Origin of the sequence: Nostoc sp. (assembly GCF_036918245.1) — a bacterium.
In the GTDB taxonomy this organism is placed as follows: domain Bacteria; phylum Cyanobacteriota; class Cyanobacteriia; order Cyanobacteriales; family Nostocaceae; genus Nostoc.
Map to the genome: position 1 here is coordinate 1 of NZ_JBALEF010000034.1, position 16,793 is coordinate 16,793.

Genomic DNA, 16,793 nt, shown 5'->3' on the forward strand with positions numbered 1-16,793 from the left:
GAAACGCTGCTGCGGCCACGATAGTTTAGGGGTTGCCCTACGCAAAAATAGCTCGATGCCAGGTTTCATTCTCTAAATCAAAAGCTCCAAGCTCATTTCACAGCTTGGAGCTTTTTGTTTATTAGACTTGTTGGGTAATGTAATAAGCTCAAAAACCGCTTAAAAATCCTTGAAACCTTCCTTCTTGTGGTAAGGCTTTTAGTGAGTTCTAACTAATACCAATTCACGAAAAAAATGCATAGACATAATTAAGGAATAAATATGAATGAGCGAAAATGGCTGGAGTCACCAAAGTAGAAATATTTGAGTCAGCAGAGAAATTGCATGATCTGCGGAGAAAACAAAAAACAGCATTAGGAAAAGAACGTATTCAAGCGTTGTATTTACTGAAGATAGGGCGAGTAAAAACAATACAGGATTTGGCTGTTGTGTTGAGAAGAGGAACAGTGTATATCAGATTTATCGTGAGATAATATAAGCATATAGTTTTTAGTTCACAATAGAGACAGATAGCATATTTTTATAATATCAATGTCATTGATGTCAACTTCCTCCGCTGCTACTATTCCTCATTTAATTGCTGCTGGCTTTCATGCTCTTTCCGACCCACTCAGGATTAGTGTGCTGGAACTACTACGAAAGCGAGAATTATGTGTGTGTGATTTGTGCCAGTTCTTGGGGGTAAGTCAGTCGAAACTATCTTTTCACCTCAAAACCCTCAAGGAAGCTGCCTTAGTTAACTCCCGTCAGGAAGGACGTTGGATTTATTACAGTTTGAATTTGACCCAATTCAGCATTTTAGAGAAATATTTGGCAGATTTTACCCAGAATCAGGTAATTTCATCTGCGCGTCTCTGCTGCGATTAGGAATAAGTTTATCTATCCTTGCGCAATTATCTGACTGGTTGACGTATAAATATGGATTAGGACTTACGCACAAGTCATGGAAAATCAAACCAGAGAAGACTCGGAGAACACAGAGGAATAAGAGTTAGAAAGGTTTTTTTCGTAAGTCCTATAGATATTTTTAAATTGGTGGAATACAGTAGGGGCGTACATCTGTACGTCCCTTTAAACTATTGCCCACAAAAGAGAATTGCTATACATCAATTTTTTTGATGAATTTTTACATATAGTGCTATGCTTGGTATTGATACATCAATTTTTTTTGAAATGATATAAACATACTTTCAAAATTACTGATAACGGTGAAGTCAATGAACGCAATGGCAAAAAAATTAGCTCTTTTATATCGTACGAGACGCAAGTGAAAATACTTGCTTGGTATGACAACGAATGGGGCTATACCAACCGAATGGTTGAACTCGCCCGTAAAGTGGCTTTGAATCTGAAGGCATGAAATACTTTGCGTGCCTCGGCGCTAACTCTGCGTTTAAATCTCTCTTCCCTAATGGCTTCTAGTATAGCTCATAGTGCCAATTTCAAGAACTATATTCTAGTCACCCTCGCCTACTGGGGTTTCACCCTTACCGATGGTGCTTTGCGAATGCTGGTGTTGCTATATTTCAACCAAATTGGCTATACACCAATACAAATTGCCTTTCTATTCCTGTTCTACGAGGTCTTCGGAGTCGTCACAAACTTTTTAGGCGGTTGGATTGCTTCTCAGTTCGGATTGAAGGTAACGCTTTATAGTGGCATCGGATTACAGATTTTTTCTCTTTGACTCTAGGGATGTGTGGTTTGTTATAGGATTGCCAGTATTCTTGCGTGGAACTTTGGGTTGGTCGTTCTATCAGGTTGGTGGATTCTTAGCTTATTGGGTAATTGGCTATGGCGTTATTCAGTTCTTAGCACCGACACTGATTCAGCGATTTGGTTCTGGTCGTCCACCGCAATCCAAAACCATCCAGTTTTGGACATTTACTCTAACAGTAGTTCCAGCTGCGATCGCTCTGGCTCTCCAAATAGGTATACCTGCAAATATTGCGATCGTTGGCGGACTAGTGATTTTTGGCGTTGTGTTTGCCTTCAACTCAGCAGTTCACTCTTATTTAGTGTTGGCCTTTACTGATGATGACAAAGTAGCGCTGAATGTAGGATTTTATTATATGGCAAACTCAGGTGGTCGATTAGCTGGCACTGTTTTGTCAGGTTTGATATATCAGTTTTTCGGGCTAGTGGGTTGTCTATGGACATCCATGTTCTTTGTACTAGCAGCAGCATTAATTACTCTGAAACTACCCAATCCTCAACCCAGGAAAGCGATTCCCTTCAAGACGGCAAAGCCGAACGCCTGGAAAGCAGAAGATGGGGATTAGGATATTGGTTATTCTCCTTGTCTGCAAAGTATCACCAGAGGCAAAAGCCGCTTATGGTGACTTTGATAGAGCAAAAATAGGAACATTAATTAAGTCTCTCAATTAACAATTGCTACAACTTATAAATTAGGTTAGCGATCGCTCGAAGTAATTTAGCTGGCTCCACTGGTTTGGTGATATGCTGCCCAAATCCGGCGGCAATTGCCTGTTGATAATCAACCTCACCAGCATAAGCTGTAAGGGCGATCGCAGGAATTTTTCCTCCAAGTTCTGGTGACATAGCTCTAATTTGACGAATCAGCATATACCCGTCTACTTCCGGCATTCCAATGTCGCTTAACAGCAGATTTGGCTGAAACTGAGGCATAATTCGTAGTGCTTCGATCGCAGATGCAGCCTGGATTACTACCGCACCAGATTGCTCCAAAATGAAAGCAATTAACTCTCGCGTATCCCGCTCATCATCTACAAGCAGAACTTTCAACCCATTGAAATTGGGCAAATCATCAGCTTGAGAGGCAATCTGATGGCTATTTAGATCGACCTGGATCAGCGGTAGCATGACTGTAAAGGTTGCTCCCTGTTCTTCACCCAAACTTTCTGCCTTAACTGTGCCGCCATGTAGCTCGACAATGTGACGAACAATAGCTAATCCTAAGCCCAGTCCGCCGAATTTTCTAGTAGTTGCCCCATCAGCTTGTCGAAAGTAGTCAAAGACAAATGGTAAAAAGTCAGGGCTAATTCCCTTACCTGTATCACTGACTCGCAACTGAACCTGAGAACCAACAGACTCTAAACTGATTTCTATCTCTCCACCTTGGGGTGTAAACTTAATAGCATTGGAAAGTAGATTCCAGATAACTTGCTGCAAGCGACTGGAATCACCTGTGACTAAAAATTTAGAATTTGAAGTTTGGCATTTTAAATTGTTAGGTTGCTTATGAAAATCGATAGAGTCTAAATTTATTTGAGAATTTTCTAATCCAAAATTGTTCGACTGAGCGCTCACGCCGAAGTCTAAAATCGTAAATCGCAAATTGATAGATTTGGCTTCAGCAGCTAGACGTACAGTTTCTATTGCTGCGGCGATCGCAGTTTCTAGATTCACAGGAGCAATATTCAGACTCAGCTTACCTTGCAGAATGCGAGAGACATCCAGTAAATCTTCGATTAATTGGGTTTGAAGCTTGGCATTGCGCTCAATGGTTTCGAGAGCGCGAGTAGTAGTTGCTTGATCATACTTTTTCGTTTGCAGTAACTTTGACCATCCCAAGATCGGATTTAGCGGCGTGCGAAGTTCGTGGGAAAGCACCGCCAAAAACTCATCTTTGATCCGGTTAGCTTGGATTAATTCTTCTTTCCGTCGCTGTAACGAAGCCATTAACTGAGCGCGTTCCAGAGCAACCGCTACCTGATCGGAAGTTGCTTGTAATAGAGCTATTTCCCCAGAAGTGAAATAGGTACGGGTGCGACTGGCAAAAGAGAGGACACCAAGCAGCTTTCCCTGAGCAATTAACGGTTGACCTGTATATGCTGTAATTCCTAAAGCATGGAGGATGTGGGTATGGGGATGGGTAGAGTGCGGCACATTATTGACGACGATTTGACGGCGTTCTTGCACCACTAGTCCGCATATCCCTTCATTAAATTCCATGTATTCAATTGCTTGAAATACTTCATCAGTAATGCCGTTCCAAGCTACTAACCGAAGTTTCTGCTTATTTTCGTGTGTATCGATTAAATAGTGAAAGTAACAATGCAAATCCATTTGCGCCGAGAGTTTGCTAAACAAGCTGTTCATTAAATCCAAGGGGCGCTCGGTTGAAAGCAAATCACTGGTAGTTTCCAAGAGGAGTTTAAGTCTTTCACTGCGTTCTTGTAAGGCTTGTTCTGCAAGCTGGCGTTCACGAAGGGCGCGTTCGCGTTCGGTAATGTCAATTGCAACCCCTCCTACCAGGCGTTGACCAGACGCATCGGCAATGGGAAACTTATAGACCAAAAATTCGCCAAGGGTGCCATCTGTGCGTGGGGTAGACTCAATCGTTTGAACAACCTGATTCCTCTCGGCAACTATTCTAATGTTATCTAGGAGAGGTTGAGCAATTTGGACTGGGTATAGGTCAAAAATGTTTTTATTGATCGCTTTATTTATTGACACATCGAATGTGCTGAAATAAGTTGGACTGAGGTAAAGTACACGTCCGTGTGCATTTGTAATCCATGCGGCGGCGGGAATATTATCCATAAAAGCTTGAAATTGCTCTTGACTCTGACTCAGCGCTTTTTTAGCTTGTTTGAGATCGCTAATATCGAGAATAAATGCAACTGATTTGTGCCGAGATTCTCCTAAAAGGGAGTAGCCGACTACAACTGGTACGCTGGAACCATCTTTGCGAATAAATTCCTTCTCGTAAGGAGTACAGGTTCCCTTTGCTGTTGCCTCGGCAATAGCCAGTTCGTCTAAATATTGGTACTCAGATGGGGTGATATCAGCCCACCGTAATCTACCTGCTTGGATATCCTCTTGGGTATAGCCGACAATTCGCAAAAACTCGTCATTGGCTTCGGTGATGCTACCATTCACATCACCAAACAGAATGCCAACTATATTTGCTTTCACAAAACTCCTGAGCCGCTCCTCACTTGCTTGGACTGCCTTCTCTGCCTGTTTGCGTTTGCTGATATCTGTAGTGCTACCAACTAAACGTACCGGATTTCCATCAGCATCCCGTTGCGCCACTATCCCCTGATCTAACACATAGATGTACTGATTGTTTTGGTTGCGAATTCGGTACTCGGCAGCATAGCGATCGCTATTTACCAAAGCAAGTATTGCCTCTTGTACACTTGGCAAATCTTGTGGATGCACAAGCTCACACCACCAATTACCAGTTGGTTCAGCTTCTGCGAGGGAATAGCCCAAAATTCGGGTTAAGCCATCAGTTCTTTCAACGCTATCCTGTTCTATATTCCAGTCATAAATCAGACAGTTTACCGCAGATGCTGCTAACTCAAACCGCTCGTTAGCTAATCTCAGACGCTCCTCTTTCTCCCGCAAAATTTGTTCTACTTGTTTGCGTTCGCATAGCGCAGCTTGCTGTTCGCTCAAATCAACAACAAAGGCAATGACCGTTTCTTGAGTATTTCCCAGCATCACAGAACCGAGCAGAACAGGAATGCGATCGCCATCTTTACGAATGTATTCTTTCTCAAAAGGCTTACATGCTCCAGTAGTTTTCACTTCTTCCACTGAACGTTCACTCAAAAGAAGATACTCAGGTGGGGTCATCTCGCGCCAGTTTATTTGGTTAGCGGAGAAATCTTCTCGCGTATAGCCAATCATCTTCAGAAAAGCATCATTGGCTTCGATGATCAAGTCGTTGTTGAAATCAGTTACGATTACCCCAATGATGTTGGATTCAGCCAGTTGCCTAAACCGCATTTCGCTATTTTGCAACAACTTGAGGCTTGTCTCTGCCTTGCGTCTAGCAGTTCGCAACTCTGAAGAGAGCGCAGTAATTAAGAAGGATACTAATGAGAACGTAGTTAATCGTACCAGGACTTTGAGGCTGAGGAAATCGAAGGAGTAGACTGGATCGATCAAAAAATAGAGCGCAGTTGTCACAGATAAAGCGATCGCTAGCACTCCAAGTCTCATACCACCATACCAAGCGCTGACTGCCACAGCAGCATAAAATAATGTAAATACGCTCGGATCAAAAACTGGCAGTAACACTTTTGTCAACAGCAGTGCCGCCATGACTGCCAGAATCATCACACTAAAAGCTATGAACCGAGAACGCATCATCAAAATTTTTTCAGGTACTTTCACCGTCATTTTAAGAGTCCTCCCCTTGCTCCGATTTTGGGAGATACTCGTTTACTAATCTTTTGCCTGCTTCGCCCATCTTCTCTAACATTTCTTCAATCAGCTTTAGTGCCATCTGTGAAGGCACTGTAGCTCCGTTCTCCCAGCGATTGATTGTTCGTAGGGAAACTCCTAACTTGACTGCAAACTTTTCTTGAGAGAGATGGAGTTGCTGCCGAAGTTGACGGATTAAATCTGAAATTTTGAGTGGCTTTCCTAGTTCCATAGTAGCAAGAGTAGGACAGATGTCTCGCCATTCGTCTCCAGCTTGAGGAAGAATTTAAATAATCATTAGTCGTTATCAATTTCATCTTTTGGTGAAACATCAATATTCAGTTATCAATGTTCACGGATTACTGAACGCTTACGAAGGTATATCTCAAATAAACATTAAGTTTTGTTCTATCTGCAATGCCACAATAGTATTATTTAAGGCAAGTTAATTAATTATTATCAGCAATCGCACACAGCCAAAAAATTAGTAGTGTGTCATACTTGTATGATTCATATCGAAATTAATTTATTATATATAAAGTATCTATATAGAAGTTCATTTTGGATTTGATAAAAGCTTTTAAATCATCGCTATTTTAGCAACTAAATTTCAAATAGATTCCAAAATATGTAGTTGCTTTTACTTCTATGGTAAGATGCCAGTCACAAAACTAGCAAGTTAAAAAGAAAGGCGGGAGCAGAAGGCAGTGTTTCGACTACGCTTAACAACCAGACAGAAGTAAAAACTTTAGTTTTGGGTCATTAACCAGTCAAAAAAAAGAATTGTATCGATAGCGTAGTGTTAGCGAGTCATAGAGCGTCGCGGAAAGTGCCGCAAGATACAAAGCGTTTTTGCTACAATCCCATGTTTAAAAACATCGGTTCCTCCTGCCTCCTGAAGATCCACTCTTAATAAAAGTTTTGCCTAATCCTAATCTTTAACTGTTTTGATTAATCAACACTCCGAAAACTTATTAAACAGTCAACAGGAAAATGCACCAGGTGAAAACTATATATTTAACTGGTTTGATTGGTTTTGTCTTTGGTATCCTCCAGGGTGGCTAATTTTATTCAACCGCCATTGGCAGCACTATCACACAGACCAAGATGGTTGGAATTGGCTAGAATATGGATTATTTTTAATTCCTGGTGGATTTTATCTAGCGTTGCTGAGTCGCTGGTTGCGTCTGGGTTTTCGTTCACCCCGAAAAGAAGTTGGTGAATTCGAGCCTAAATATCAACAAGCTTTTCGCCAAGAAATTCTGGCCCCTATCGTTAAATACTATTTTCGGGGAGAATTGCAACAAGTTGAAAACTTGCCGTCAACAGGGCCATTGATTGTAGCCATGAATCATGCCGGGATGTGTTTTCCTTGGGACTTTTTAACCTTGGCTTATTTATTAAGTGAAGCCAAAGGATGGGTAGTACAACCCATAGCAAATCCAGTATTATTTGAGCATCCTTGGGTGATTTGGTGGCTACCACCTCAATGGTCGCAGGTTTTAGGTGGTGTGCGAGCCGAATTAGATGATTTTGAGGGCGCGCTCGCTCAAGGTAAAATTCTTTTATATGCACCCGAAGGTATTCGCGGACCTTTGAAAGGTTGGAGAAGACGCTATCAACTAGAAAAGTTTGATGTGAGTTTTATTCAGTTGAGCGATCGCTATCATATTCCCATTCTACCAGTAGTTTGCATCGGCAGTGAATTTCTACATCCTTGGGCTATTAATTTCACCAAATTGCAACGACTAGTCAAACTACCATTCTTACCTTTGTCGCCTTTGATGTTTGCCTTACTTCTGTTTCCCTCAATGGGAGTTTGGGCAATTAAAACTCGTCTGCGTTACTTTATTAGCCCTTTGCAACCAGCAGGATTGGATAACCACTCAAAGAAAGGGCGTGCAGCAGCTTATCAACAGGCACAACAATTACGAGAAAAACTGCAACTTCAAATTAATCAATTTTTGAGCAAATTTTAATACTACAAGCTGAAATTTGCTGATTTTACCAGGTTTACGATGTGGTTCAATTAAATGAAAACTGCTGTAAGTTTGTAGTGAATTTATGGAACCTGTGACGCTGACGGCTGTTGTGAGTGCGATCGCCACTATACTGTTGACTAAGCCACTAGAGAAAATCGTTGAAAACATTGGTGATGCTGTATGGACGCATCATTAGGAATGAAGTTATTGTTCCTACCACAACTTATGCGTTCGTTACCAACAGAACCTGTTTCGTTACCAATGCTTATCCGTTAGTAACGACAACTTATGCGTTCATTACCAACAGAACCTGTTTCCTTACCAATGCTTATCTATTTGTGGCAAATGCTTATGTTGTCGTTACCACAGCTTAAGTAAAACTTATTAATCAACGGCAAAATATAGCCATTCTCCTTTTGATGCTTGTGCGTTAATTACTGTAAAATCCAGGTAATTAAAACCAGCATCGCCAAGTGAAAGCAGGTGGCTAAACTGACTCCACCGAGGAAGCACCGAAACGATAGCCTTTGCCGTAGACTGTGTGAATCAGCGTAGTTTCTTTACCCACCTCAATCTTACGTCGCAGCAAACGAATTAATGCCGCAATCACATTACTACTGGGTTGTTCTGACTCTTGCCACAAATTTTGCATAATCTGGGCATGAGTCAGAAGTTGTCCAGTGTGTTCCATAAAGTATTGCAACAACTGGCTTTCTTTTTGCGATAGCTCAATTATTCGTCCTTGGCGATAGGCTACTTGATTTTCACAATCGAGTTCTAAATCAGCAACGGTTAAACGTCCGGTAGTAGTTTCATAAATTTGAGTACCGGAACGACGCAATAAAGCACGGACTCTTGCTAATAACTCCCGCAGTTCAAAAGGTTTAACCAAATAGTCATCAGCACCAGCATCTAAACCTTGTACGCGGTCATCGAGAGTATCTTTAGCTGTAAGAAATAGAACGGGAGTGGTTTTGCTTTGGCGTCGCAATTCCTGACAAATCTCTAACCCCGTTTTTCCTGGCAGCATCCAATCTAAAATAAGTAGGTCATAACTGCCTACTTGTGCAAGTTCGCTGCCAGATGTCCCATCATAAACGGCATCTACAGCGTAACCCTCACGAGTTAACAAGCGGCTCAAGGGTTGAGTTAGTTCAACTTCATCATCAACTAATAAAATTCTCATGCTGCTTGTGGTAAGCATATAGAGATATTCTGAATATTATTCAACTGCCAAGATAAGGATACCAATACAAAAAATGCTGACTGTTGCATTGCCAAAAGGGGAACTACTTAAAAATAGCATCCGCTTGCTACAAGCTGTCGGATTAGATTTTAGTGCTTTTTTAGATTCAGGAACTCGCCAACTTCAAATTCCTGACACTAAGGGACTTGCAAAAGCTTTACTGGTGCGGGCGCAAGATGTGCCTGTTTATGTAGAATATGGTCAGGCACAACTAGGGGTTGTTGGTTACGATGTGTTGCGGGAGAAGCAACCGCAAGTTGCCCACTTGGTAGATTTACAGTTTGGGCATTGTCGCATGTCGGTGGCGGTAAAAGCATCAAGTTCTTACCGATCGCCTTTAGATTTACCACCCCATGGTAGAGTTGCTTCAAAGTATGTGAATTGCGCTCGTGAATATTTCCATAGTCTGGATTTACCTGTGGAAATAGTGCCATTGTATGGTTCAGTAGAGCTAGGCCCAATTACTGGAATGTCAGAAGCGATCGTAGATTTGGTTTCTACAGGGCGAACTTTGCGCGAAAATGGTTTGATTGAAATTGCTAGTCTGTATCAAAGTACGGCGCGGTTGATTGCCCATCCTCTGAGTTACCGCCTGAATACGGGTAATCTGAGTGATGTGATTGGCAAGCTGCGGGAGGCCGTTTTGGTAGAGGTTTAATATCATTTGTAATTCGTAATAATGTTTCTACAGATGCTCGTTCCTAGCTAATGCACTATTCGTTCTTACAGCGTCTCGTAGAGAAGATATAGCGCTTCTCGTTTGCGTGAGGTACACCCGTAGGGGCACGGCGCTGCCCATTGGTGTCAACTTAACTTAAAAACTAGTCTAGACAAAGCTTTGAAAGATTGCCTCTTTCGCAGCCTCAGACTGGGATGCTGCTGATTGGGTTGCTGTCAGCCCAATGAGCAGCATTTCTAGCTTCTGGCTAAAAACTAGGTTTTAAAAGCCCTTACCTTTTGTTGCATAAGACGCGTAGAAACTCACCATATACAAAGATTAAATTTTTTATTTAACCCCTCAGCAAATGGAATCAAAGTTATATTTATATGATTTTTGCAGAGAAAGTAATATTTTTTTGAGCGCTAAAATTTGATGCGATCGCAAAAAATCGAACCAGTATTATCTTTAACAAAATTGTTGATAATCAAAAGCATTTTAAAATTATTCTTAACACGTAATTTGATGAAATTCAGTCAAAAAAAGTAGGTGAAAATATGTTTCAAGCTACTCGCCGCCGTCTTGCAATTTGGTACACTGCCGTCACTGCTGTATTACTACTACTGTTTGCCAGTGGCGTTTATTTATACTTTCGTACTACCCTGATTGAGCGGATTGATGACACCCTTAACCATGTAGTGGAAATAGTGGAGCGTTGCCTGACAACCACTGGTTGTGCATCTACACTCATATTTGAGCCAATTAATACTGATGCAGATAAATTTCGCATTAATGTAGAAGCCAGTTTTGGTGACAATACCGACACTGTAGAAGATGACCACATCGACCTAGAATGGTTTAGTCCAACTGGTAAATTACTTTGGTCAACGCTATCTGAACCCTTAAATATTCCCATTCGTGTCAATCGCACTGGTGAAACTGTGCGCGTAGTCAAGGGAGAGAGTGAAAATTTAAAATTTAAAATTCCTAACTCCCCACTCTTATTACGACAAGTCACCCAACGCGTAGAAGTGAGACGACAAGTATTAGGATATCTGCGTGTTAGTCACCCCTGGTTTGAAGTTACTAAACCTAGTCGTCAGTTAATTTTTGATTTGGCATTAGGTATTGGGTTAATGGTGCTTTCCGTAGGCGCAAGTGGTTGGTTTCTTTCGGGTAAAGCGATGGAACCGGTGGGTGAGTCTTATCAACGTCTTAAACAATTCACTGCTGATGCTTCCCACGAACTTAGAAGTCCTATCACTTTGATTCAAACTAATGTGCAAGTTGCACTTGCTGACTTGGATTTAGCAGAGACAGAAACGACTACTTCTTTGCAATATCGACAACAGTTAAAGGTGGTGGAACGGTTAACGCAGCGTTTGGGGAAGTTAGTCAATGATTTACTCTTCCTAGCACGACAGGATAGTGGTATTAGCAAAGATACTTTTTCACCTAGTCCACTAGATGCTTTGCTAATAGAGGTGGTTGAAGAACAACAATTGTTAGTCCCTGAGAAAGAAATCACCCTTTCTCTAGACTTAGTTGACCCTCCTGCCTCTGAAACTAGCCCTGAATTACTGGAAAATTGGTTTACTCTTGTAGGTAATTGGGATCAATTGGTGCGGCTGTTCACAAATTTAATTGCTAACGCTTTGCATTACACTCCAGCAGGTGGACGAGTGAAAGTGGAATTGGCGCGGATAGAAGGAATAAATCGTGTTTCTGGACTACGTAACACCAGTGCCCAGTTGCAAGTTAAGGTGAGTGATACCGGAGTTGGAATTCCAGCCGAAGCGCTACCACGCTTGTTTGACCGTTTTTATCGAGTAGATCCGGCACGTACTCATAGGACGGGGAATACAGCGACAGCCAGCGCTACTAGTTCAGGATTGGGATTAGCGATCGCTCAAGCTATTGTCGAACATCATCACGGTCATATTCAAGTTGAAAGTAGCCAAGGCATTGGCACTACCTTTACTATCACTTTACCAATAACTCTTGAGTCTTAATTCGCTAATAAATTTTTCTTTCCTGTGATAGATGTAAGATTTTAGCCCATTCAAATTAACTTTATTTATTAGCGAGAAAATTAATTTTTTAGCAGTATATTGAATCTGACTACTATACAAATGTGTTTAATGACAATGATTAAGACTTTCAATCTTGAGAATGAAATATTTTCATTTTTTTATATGATTTCCGTATCCTTAGCTAGATGCGATAAATTGAGTCATTTGTTAAATATTTAGATATACTCAACGAACGATAAAACCTAATTTAATTTCCGGTTGGAGAAATTTTTGTAATAAAAAAAAGTTGAAGTTTTTTTAGGAGTTAAGAAAAAATATGAAGTTTCAAAATTTCCGCAAGTCTAGCAAGTTATTTGGCGCTCTTTGTGGGGGCTTGCTGATTAGTCTGCCAGCAATTCCTCAAGCTTTCGCACAAGAATCTACTCCCAATGTTAAACAGCCAGGAGCTGCTTCTTCAACACTAAACCCAAGTCCCAGCATTTTTAGCGAACCACCCTACAACCGCTCTCAAGCTCCCGGATCGCCAGAATCAGGTGTCACACCACCACAACCAGTTCCTCCGGCTGAAGGGCAAGTGTCTCCCGTACCACCACAACCAGGTGCTAGACCAGTACGCCCAATTCCTGGCGATCGAACTCAACAGCCTTCACCACCTACGGTTTCTACTGACCAACAACCACTGGTAGAACCACGGCAAACCCCCACTGCGACGATCGCAATTACTAATGGTACGGTTAATATCAAGTTAGTTAATAATACTGCAGCTAATATAACTTTCCAAGTGATTGGCGATACGGCACCGCGATCGCTACAAGGTAAGTCAGATGTAACACTGCAACGTCTAAAAGCACCAGTAACGGTGACATTTGAACGACAAGATGGCGGACAGTTAATAGTGACTCCACAAGCTGCTTCAGAGCCAGGAAATTTGGAAGTTACATTTAAAGAAGCCACCAATGCAACACAGGGTAGAAGTACTATGAGAATTGAACGAAATGGTTCAGTGTTCTTGAATTAATTAATTTAGAATTAGGGCGAAGGTCATTCACGGCTACATAAATAAGAGCTACACCGACCTGGGGTAAGATAAAATCAAGCTTTTAGAATCCACGTAGGTCGATTTTGCCTGTGTAGACGTGGTTTACAACCGCCCTTTTAACTACTTTCGCTGAAGCATTTTAGTTAACTGATCTAGCAATTGCACTTCTTGCTTGCTGTCTTGCAATGTTCGCGCCAGTAGAATTGCCCTTTCGTAAAAATTGCGGGCAGTTAAATAATTACCTTGTTGGTTATATAACTGGGCATAAGATTCAAAAGATTTTAATTCTTCGCCTAAATTTTGTAATTCTTTAGCGAGTGCTAAACGCTGCTCTAGTAAGTCAAAGGAGCGTTCGTAACGTCCTACAGCAGTGTGAGCCTTAACTAAACCGTCAATTGCCCGTAATTGATTAGGGCGATCGCGATTGGTTTTAGCTGTCTGCATTGCTTCACCATAAGTAGCAATGGTATCTTGATAATTTCCAGATGCTAAATAAGCATCTCCTAAATTATTCAAGGTATTTACTTCACCGATGGCATCGCCAGTCTGACGGCGGAAAGTTAAAGCATTTTCGTACAGTTTAATCGCCTTGTTATAATCTCCCAACCTGGCACTTACTAAACCCAAATTACTCAAAGACAGTCCTTCACCTTCAATATTTTTGACCCCGTGAGCAATCGCGAGTGCATCTTCAACTATTTTACCAGCAGCAGCAGATTCGCCTTGTTGCAGTAGAAATGTACCAATATTATTCAGCACAAAAATCTGAGATTGGAAGTCTTTAGTATCACGAGCGATCGCTAATCCTCTTCTGAAAGCATCTTCTGCCTCTTTTGAACTACCAAGCTGCACATAAGCCTTAGCAAGCAAATTGTACGTCAGACCTTGTGCTTTCAGGTCGTCAATGGAATGATATAGTTCTAATGCCCGCAAACAAGACGTAATTGTTTTGTCGGCATGTCCTGAAGCGTATTCTTGTTCAGCAATACGCAGCAAACCGTCTGCTTCATCTCTTGATTGTCGCCCAACAGAATTATTTAAAGGGCGATGGAGTTGTTCGGAAATATCAACCGCACCCGCTACAGGACTCAGCAAAAAAGCAAACAGTAAAAAGCTGTGTAAAAGTACCTGCGGACAAGAAATCGCACCTACACAAATTAAGCCTACCTTTTGCCAGGGAGATACAAGCCGTTGTTTCATAAAAATTACCCGTAAAGTTGCGGGTTTAAGTAGAAGGTCTAAGAAGAAGTTTTAAGTTTTAAATAGAAGACAATTAATATACGCATTTCTACTTAAGTTTTGATTGAGCTAAATCTTCCCCAAAGTATATGGTGCGGATATCTATGGGCAATTTGTCCTCTAGCATACGATAGCCTTCTTGGAGAAAATTGGCTACTTCATTAGGAGCGATCGCTTCTCCTTCAGCTTGTAGATAAGCAGCGATTCTAGTTTCACTCCAGTGGAAAGTTTGAGCCATTAACACGATTAATCGTAAAACTGGTGGTAGTTGGTCTAATGCCTGTTCTACATAGCACCATAGCGGCGGTGAAGTCGCTTGCAGAGAATAATGAATTGCTTCTGTGGGTGGTAGTTTAATCTCATTTATACAGAAAGCTGTCATATTAATTAACCAATTCTGCATGGTCAAAGCTTCCTCACCTGATTCAGAGTCAATTAACTTTAGTCCACCGAGTTCGTAATAAATATGTCGCCAGGTAAGGGCAAACAGATAATCTGCCTGCACAGGCGATCGCGCCGAATGCCGAATTAAGGTGTAGACTATGGGGCTATAGCGACAAAAAATCACCGTAAAGTACTTTCCGGCATCTGGATAGCGTTGAAACAGAGTCAGTAGTTCATGGTCACTGTGATGGAACAGCGACTTCACCAGCGGGTGATTAGCTTCGGGAAAATGAGGAATTTGCACAAGCCTTGGAGTTGATAGTTGTTAAAATAGTTTTGGGAATTGCACTCGCCTAGTTAATCGCATAATATCTTGGTGTTGCTCAGTTTGTAGATGAGACTCAGACTACTTGAGTATTGATAAACTAGAAACAAGGACTTAATTTTAGTCTTAATCGACAATCATAAAATCAACTCTCTTAAAGAATCCTTATTTGTTCATGGTTATAGAAGTTAGTGTGGTATCGTTCCTGCTCAGTCCCCTTACTTTAGGCTCCTTTCTGCCTTCCCTGCCCTTAGATAGCCTGTTCTCCACCCAAGGCATTATGGTGATGCTGCTAGCAGCTTACGCTGGTGCTATGTGGATGTTTCTCACTAGTGCCCCAAAAGTACACACTGTAATGGTGTCAGATTTGGAGATTGCCCGACAATTGTATGAAGGGCTGCTAGATTTGCCAGCAGCTGAGGTGCCATTGCATTACTACTACAACTACGAACAAACTATAGGCGCAACTGGCATCGATCCGTTATATATGTCTACTGGGCCGAGCTTGTCTAGCAAAATGATGAATAATGCTAACGATGGGTTGTGGTATCAATTGAAGAAGAACACCCAGCTACACGTCATTACTGGTGCAAGTTTAGGTAGCAAAAATCAGCAACGCCACGTTTGTTTTGACCATGACTGCCTGGAAATGATTTTAATGCGAGTCGAAATGCGCGGTTTGAAATTGAAGATTCGTAACCAAAAACCCCTAAACTTTTTAGTCAAGGACTATGAAGGGCGAGTCATTGAGGTGGCTGAGGTAGCGAATTAGTTCTGAGATTTTAGATTATTTGAGGTTGGGTTTGGCGTAGCTTGCTACCGTAGGCATCGCTAAACCCAATATTTATTTTTAGATTTTGGATTTTAGATTTTGGTGCAAGCGTTACCGCAGGGGTAGGTAAGTAAATAGGTGTAAATAAAGTGGAAAAAATGTACACATCTCACCTATATGAAAAAGATTTCTATGATTGGACGCAAAAGCAGGTTAGCTTGCTCAAAACTCAACAGTGGGAACAATTAGATACACTTAACCTGATTGAAGAAATTGAAACTTTGGGCAGAAGAGAACGGCAAGAATTGCGAAATCGGCTGGGAGTATTGCTAGGACATCTACTAAAATGGCAATTTCAACCTGAAAAACGTAGCAATAGCTGGTTGGGTACAATTCGAGAGCAACGTGTTCAAATTAAGCTGCTTCTGCAAGATAGCCCTAGTTTGAAACCCTATCTCGATGAAGTTTTCTTCAGTGTTTATGAACTAGGTTTGGCTTTAGCGATTCGAGAAACTGAGTTGGGTGAAAATGTTTTTCCAGAAATCTGTCCTTACACTTTAGACCAAACTTTGAATTCTAAATTCTTACCAGATGTTAATCAGGTTGATGAACAGGGCGAGTAATCGTCCCAATATTATTATTTTCTCATCGTAAACCGTGGCAAATAAAAGCAGCCCAGTAATGAGGATGTGAAAAGGGAAATTGCTGAGTAGAGTTTTCGATTTCTTTAATTCGTCTGTTCAATTTGGTATACATATTATATTCAAGTTTCCATTGTTCATATTCGATAGAACCTGAAGGATATTTTTTTCTATTTCCTATCAGTTCTTTTTCCCTTGCTTGCACTTCCTGAAAAATTTTATTTAGGTCTAATTTTGGTAAGGATTCAGGTGGCAGAGTATTGACAAGGGGGACACTTGAGGGGGAGTATCACAAATATGAACCAAAACCTGCCTCAAGATATAGACCGA

At 41.3% G+C, this 16,793-nt stretch carries 12 protein-coding genes and 1 pseudogene; 8 read left to right on the plus strand and 5 right to left on the minus strand.

Going from position 1 to position 16,793, the window contains the following annotated elements; all coding sequences use genetic code 11:
- Window positions 1–540: 540 nt before the first annotated feature.
- Together V7L12_RS07480 and V7L12_RS07490 are read left to right on the plus strand one after the other, a co-directional pair.
- Window positions 541–867 carry an ArsR/SmtB family transcription factor gene (locus tag V7L12_RS07480; protein WP_335083492.1) on the plus strand — a complete coding sequence of 109 codons (327 nt, stop codon included), beginning with the start codon at window positions 541–543 and terminating at the stop codon, window positions 865–867.
- A gap of 544 nt (window positions 868–1,411) precedes the next feature.
- Window positions 1,412–2,282: pseudogene (locus tag V7L12_RS07490) on the plus strand (MFS transporter).
- 112 nt (window positions 2,283–2,394) lie between these two features.
- Here V7L12_RS07490 and V7L12_RS07495 read toward each other — a convergent pair.
- A complete protein-coding gene (locus tag V7L12_RS07495; RefSeq protein ID WP_335083494.1) occupies window positions 2,395–6,120 on the minus strand; it encodes a PAS domain S-box protein in 3,726 nt (1,241 codons plus the stop codon).
- A 1-nt stretch (window position 6,121) separates the two neighbouring features.
- A complete protein-coding gene (locus V7L12_RS07500) occupies window positions 6,122–6,376 on the minus strand; it encodes a helix-turn-helix domain-containing protein (protein WP_335083496.1) in 255 nt (84 codons plus the stop codon).
- Window positions 6,377–7,091: 715 nt separating this feature from the next.
- Between V7L12_RS07500 and V7L12_RS07505 the strand changes: the two genes are divergently transcribed.
- A complete protein-coding gene (locus V7L12_RS07505) occupies window positions 7,092–8,123 on the plus strand; it encodes a 1-acyl-sn-glycerol-3-phosphate acyltransferase (RefSeq protein WP_335083498.1) in 1,032 nt (343 codons plus the stop codon).
- A gap of 490 nt (window positions 8,124–8,613) precedes the next feature.
- On the opposite strand, the gene rppA is transcribed toward V7L12_RS07505, so the two are convergent.
- The gene (gene rppA, locus V7L12_RS07510) at window positions 8,614–9,312 is read right to left on the minus strand and encodes a two-component system response regulator RppA (RefSeq protein WP_335083512.1); all 699 of its coding nucleotides are present in this window, start codon (window positions 9,310–9,312) and stop codon (window positions 8,614–8,616) included.
- Between the two features lie 73 nt (window positions 9,313–9,385).
- Between rppA and hisG the strand changes: the two genes are divergently transcribed.
- From hisG to V7L12_RS07525, 3 genes are all read left to right on the plus strand, one after another.
- Window positions 9,386–10,030, plus strand: a complete 645-nt coding sequence (gene hisG / locus V7L12_RS07515) for an ATP phosphoribosyltransferase (RefSeq protein WP_334815366.1) — start codon at window positions 9,386–9,388, stop codon at window positions 10,028–10,030.
- A gap of 557 nt (window positions 10,031–10,587) precedes the next feature.
- Window positions 10,588–12,042, plus strand: a complete 1,455-nt coding sequence (locus V7L12_RS07520) for a sensor histidine kinase (protein WP_335083500.1) — start codon at window positions 10,588–10,590, stop codon at window positions 12,040–12,042.
- A gap of 337 nt (window positions 12,043–12,379) precedes the next feature.
- Entirely contained in the window at window positions 12,380–13,081 is a 702-nt protein-coding gene (locus V7L12_RS07525; RefSeq protein WP_335083502.1) for a hypothetical protein, read from the plus strand.
- 141 nt (window positions 13,082–13,222) lie between these two features.
- On the opposite strand, the gene V7L12_RS07530 is transcribed toward V7L12_RS07525, so the two are convergent.
- Together V7L12_RS07530 and V7L12_RS07535 are read right to left on the minus strand one after the other, a co-directional pair.
- Window positions 13,223–14,302, minus strand: coding sequence for a tetratricopeptide repeat protein (locus tag V7L12_RS07530; RefSeq protein WP_335083504.1), 1,080 nt, complete (start codon window positions 14,300–14,302; stop codon window positions 13,223–13,225).
- Window positions 14,303–14,390: 88 nt separating this feature from the next.
- On the minus strand, window positions 14,391–15,029 hold the full coding sequence (locus V7L12_RS07535; protein WP_335083506.1) for a sigma-70 family RNA polymerase sigma factor: 639 nt from the start codon (window positions 15,027–15,029) through the stop codon (window positions 14,391–14,393).
- Between the two features lie 196 nt (window positions 15,030–15,225).
- Here V7L12_RS07535 and V7L12_RS07540 point away from each other — a divergent pair, with 196 nt between their 5' ends.
- Entirely contained in the window at window positions 15,226–15,822 is a 597-nt protein-coding gene (locus V7L12_RS07540) for a glyoxalase-like domain protein (protein WP_335083508.1), read from the plus strand.
- A 158-nt stretch (window positions 15,823–15,980) separates the two neighbouring features.
- Window positions 15,981–16,445, plus strand: a complete 465-nt coding sequence (locus tag V7L12_RS07545) for a DUF29 domain-containing protein (protein ID WP_335083510.1) — start codon at window positions 15,981–15,983, stop codon at window positions 16,443–16,445.
- The last annotated feature ends 348 nt before the right edge of the window (window positions 16,446–16,793 follow it).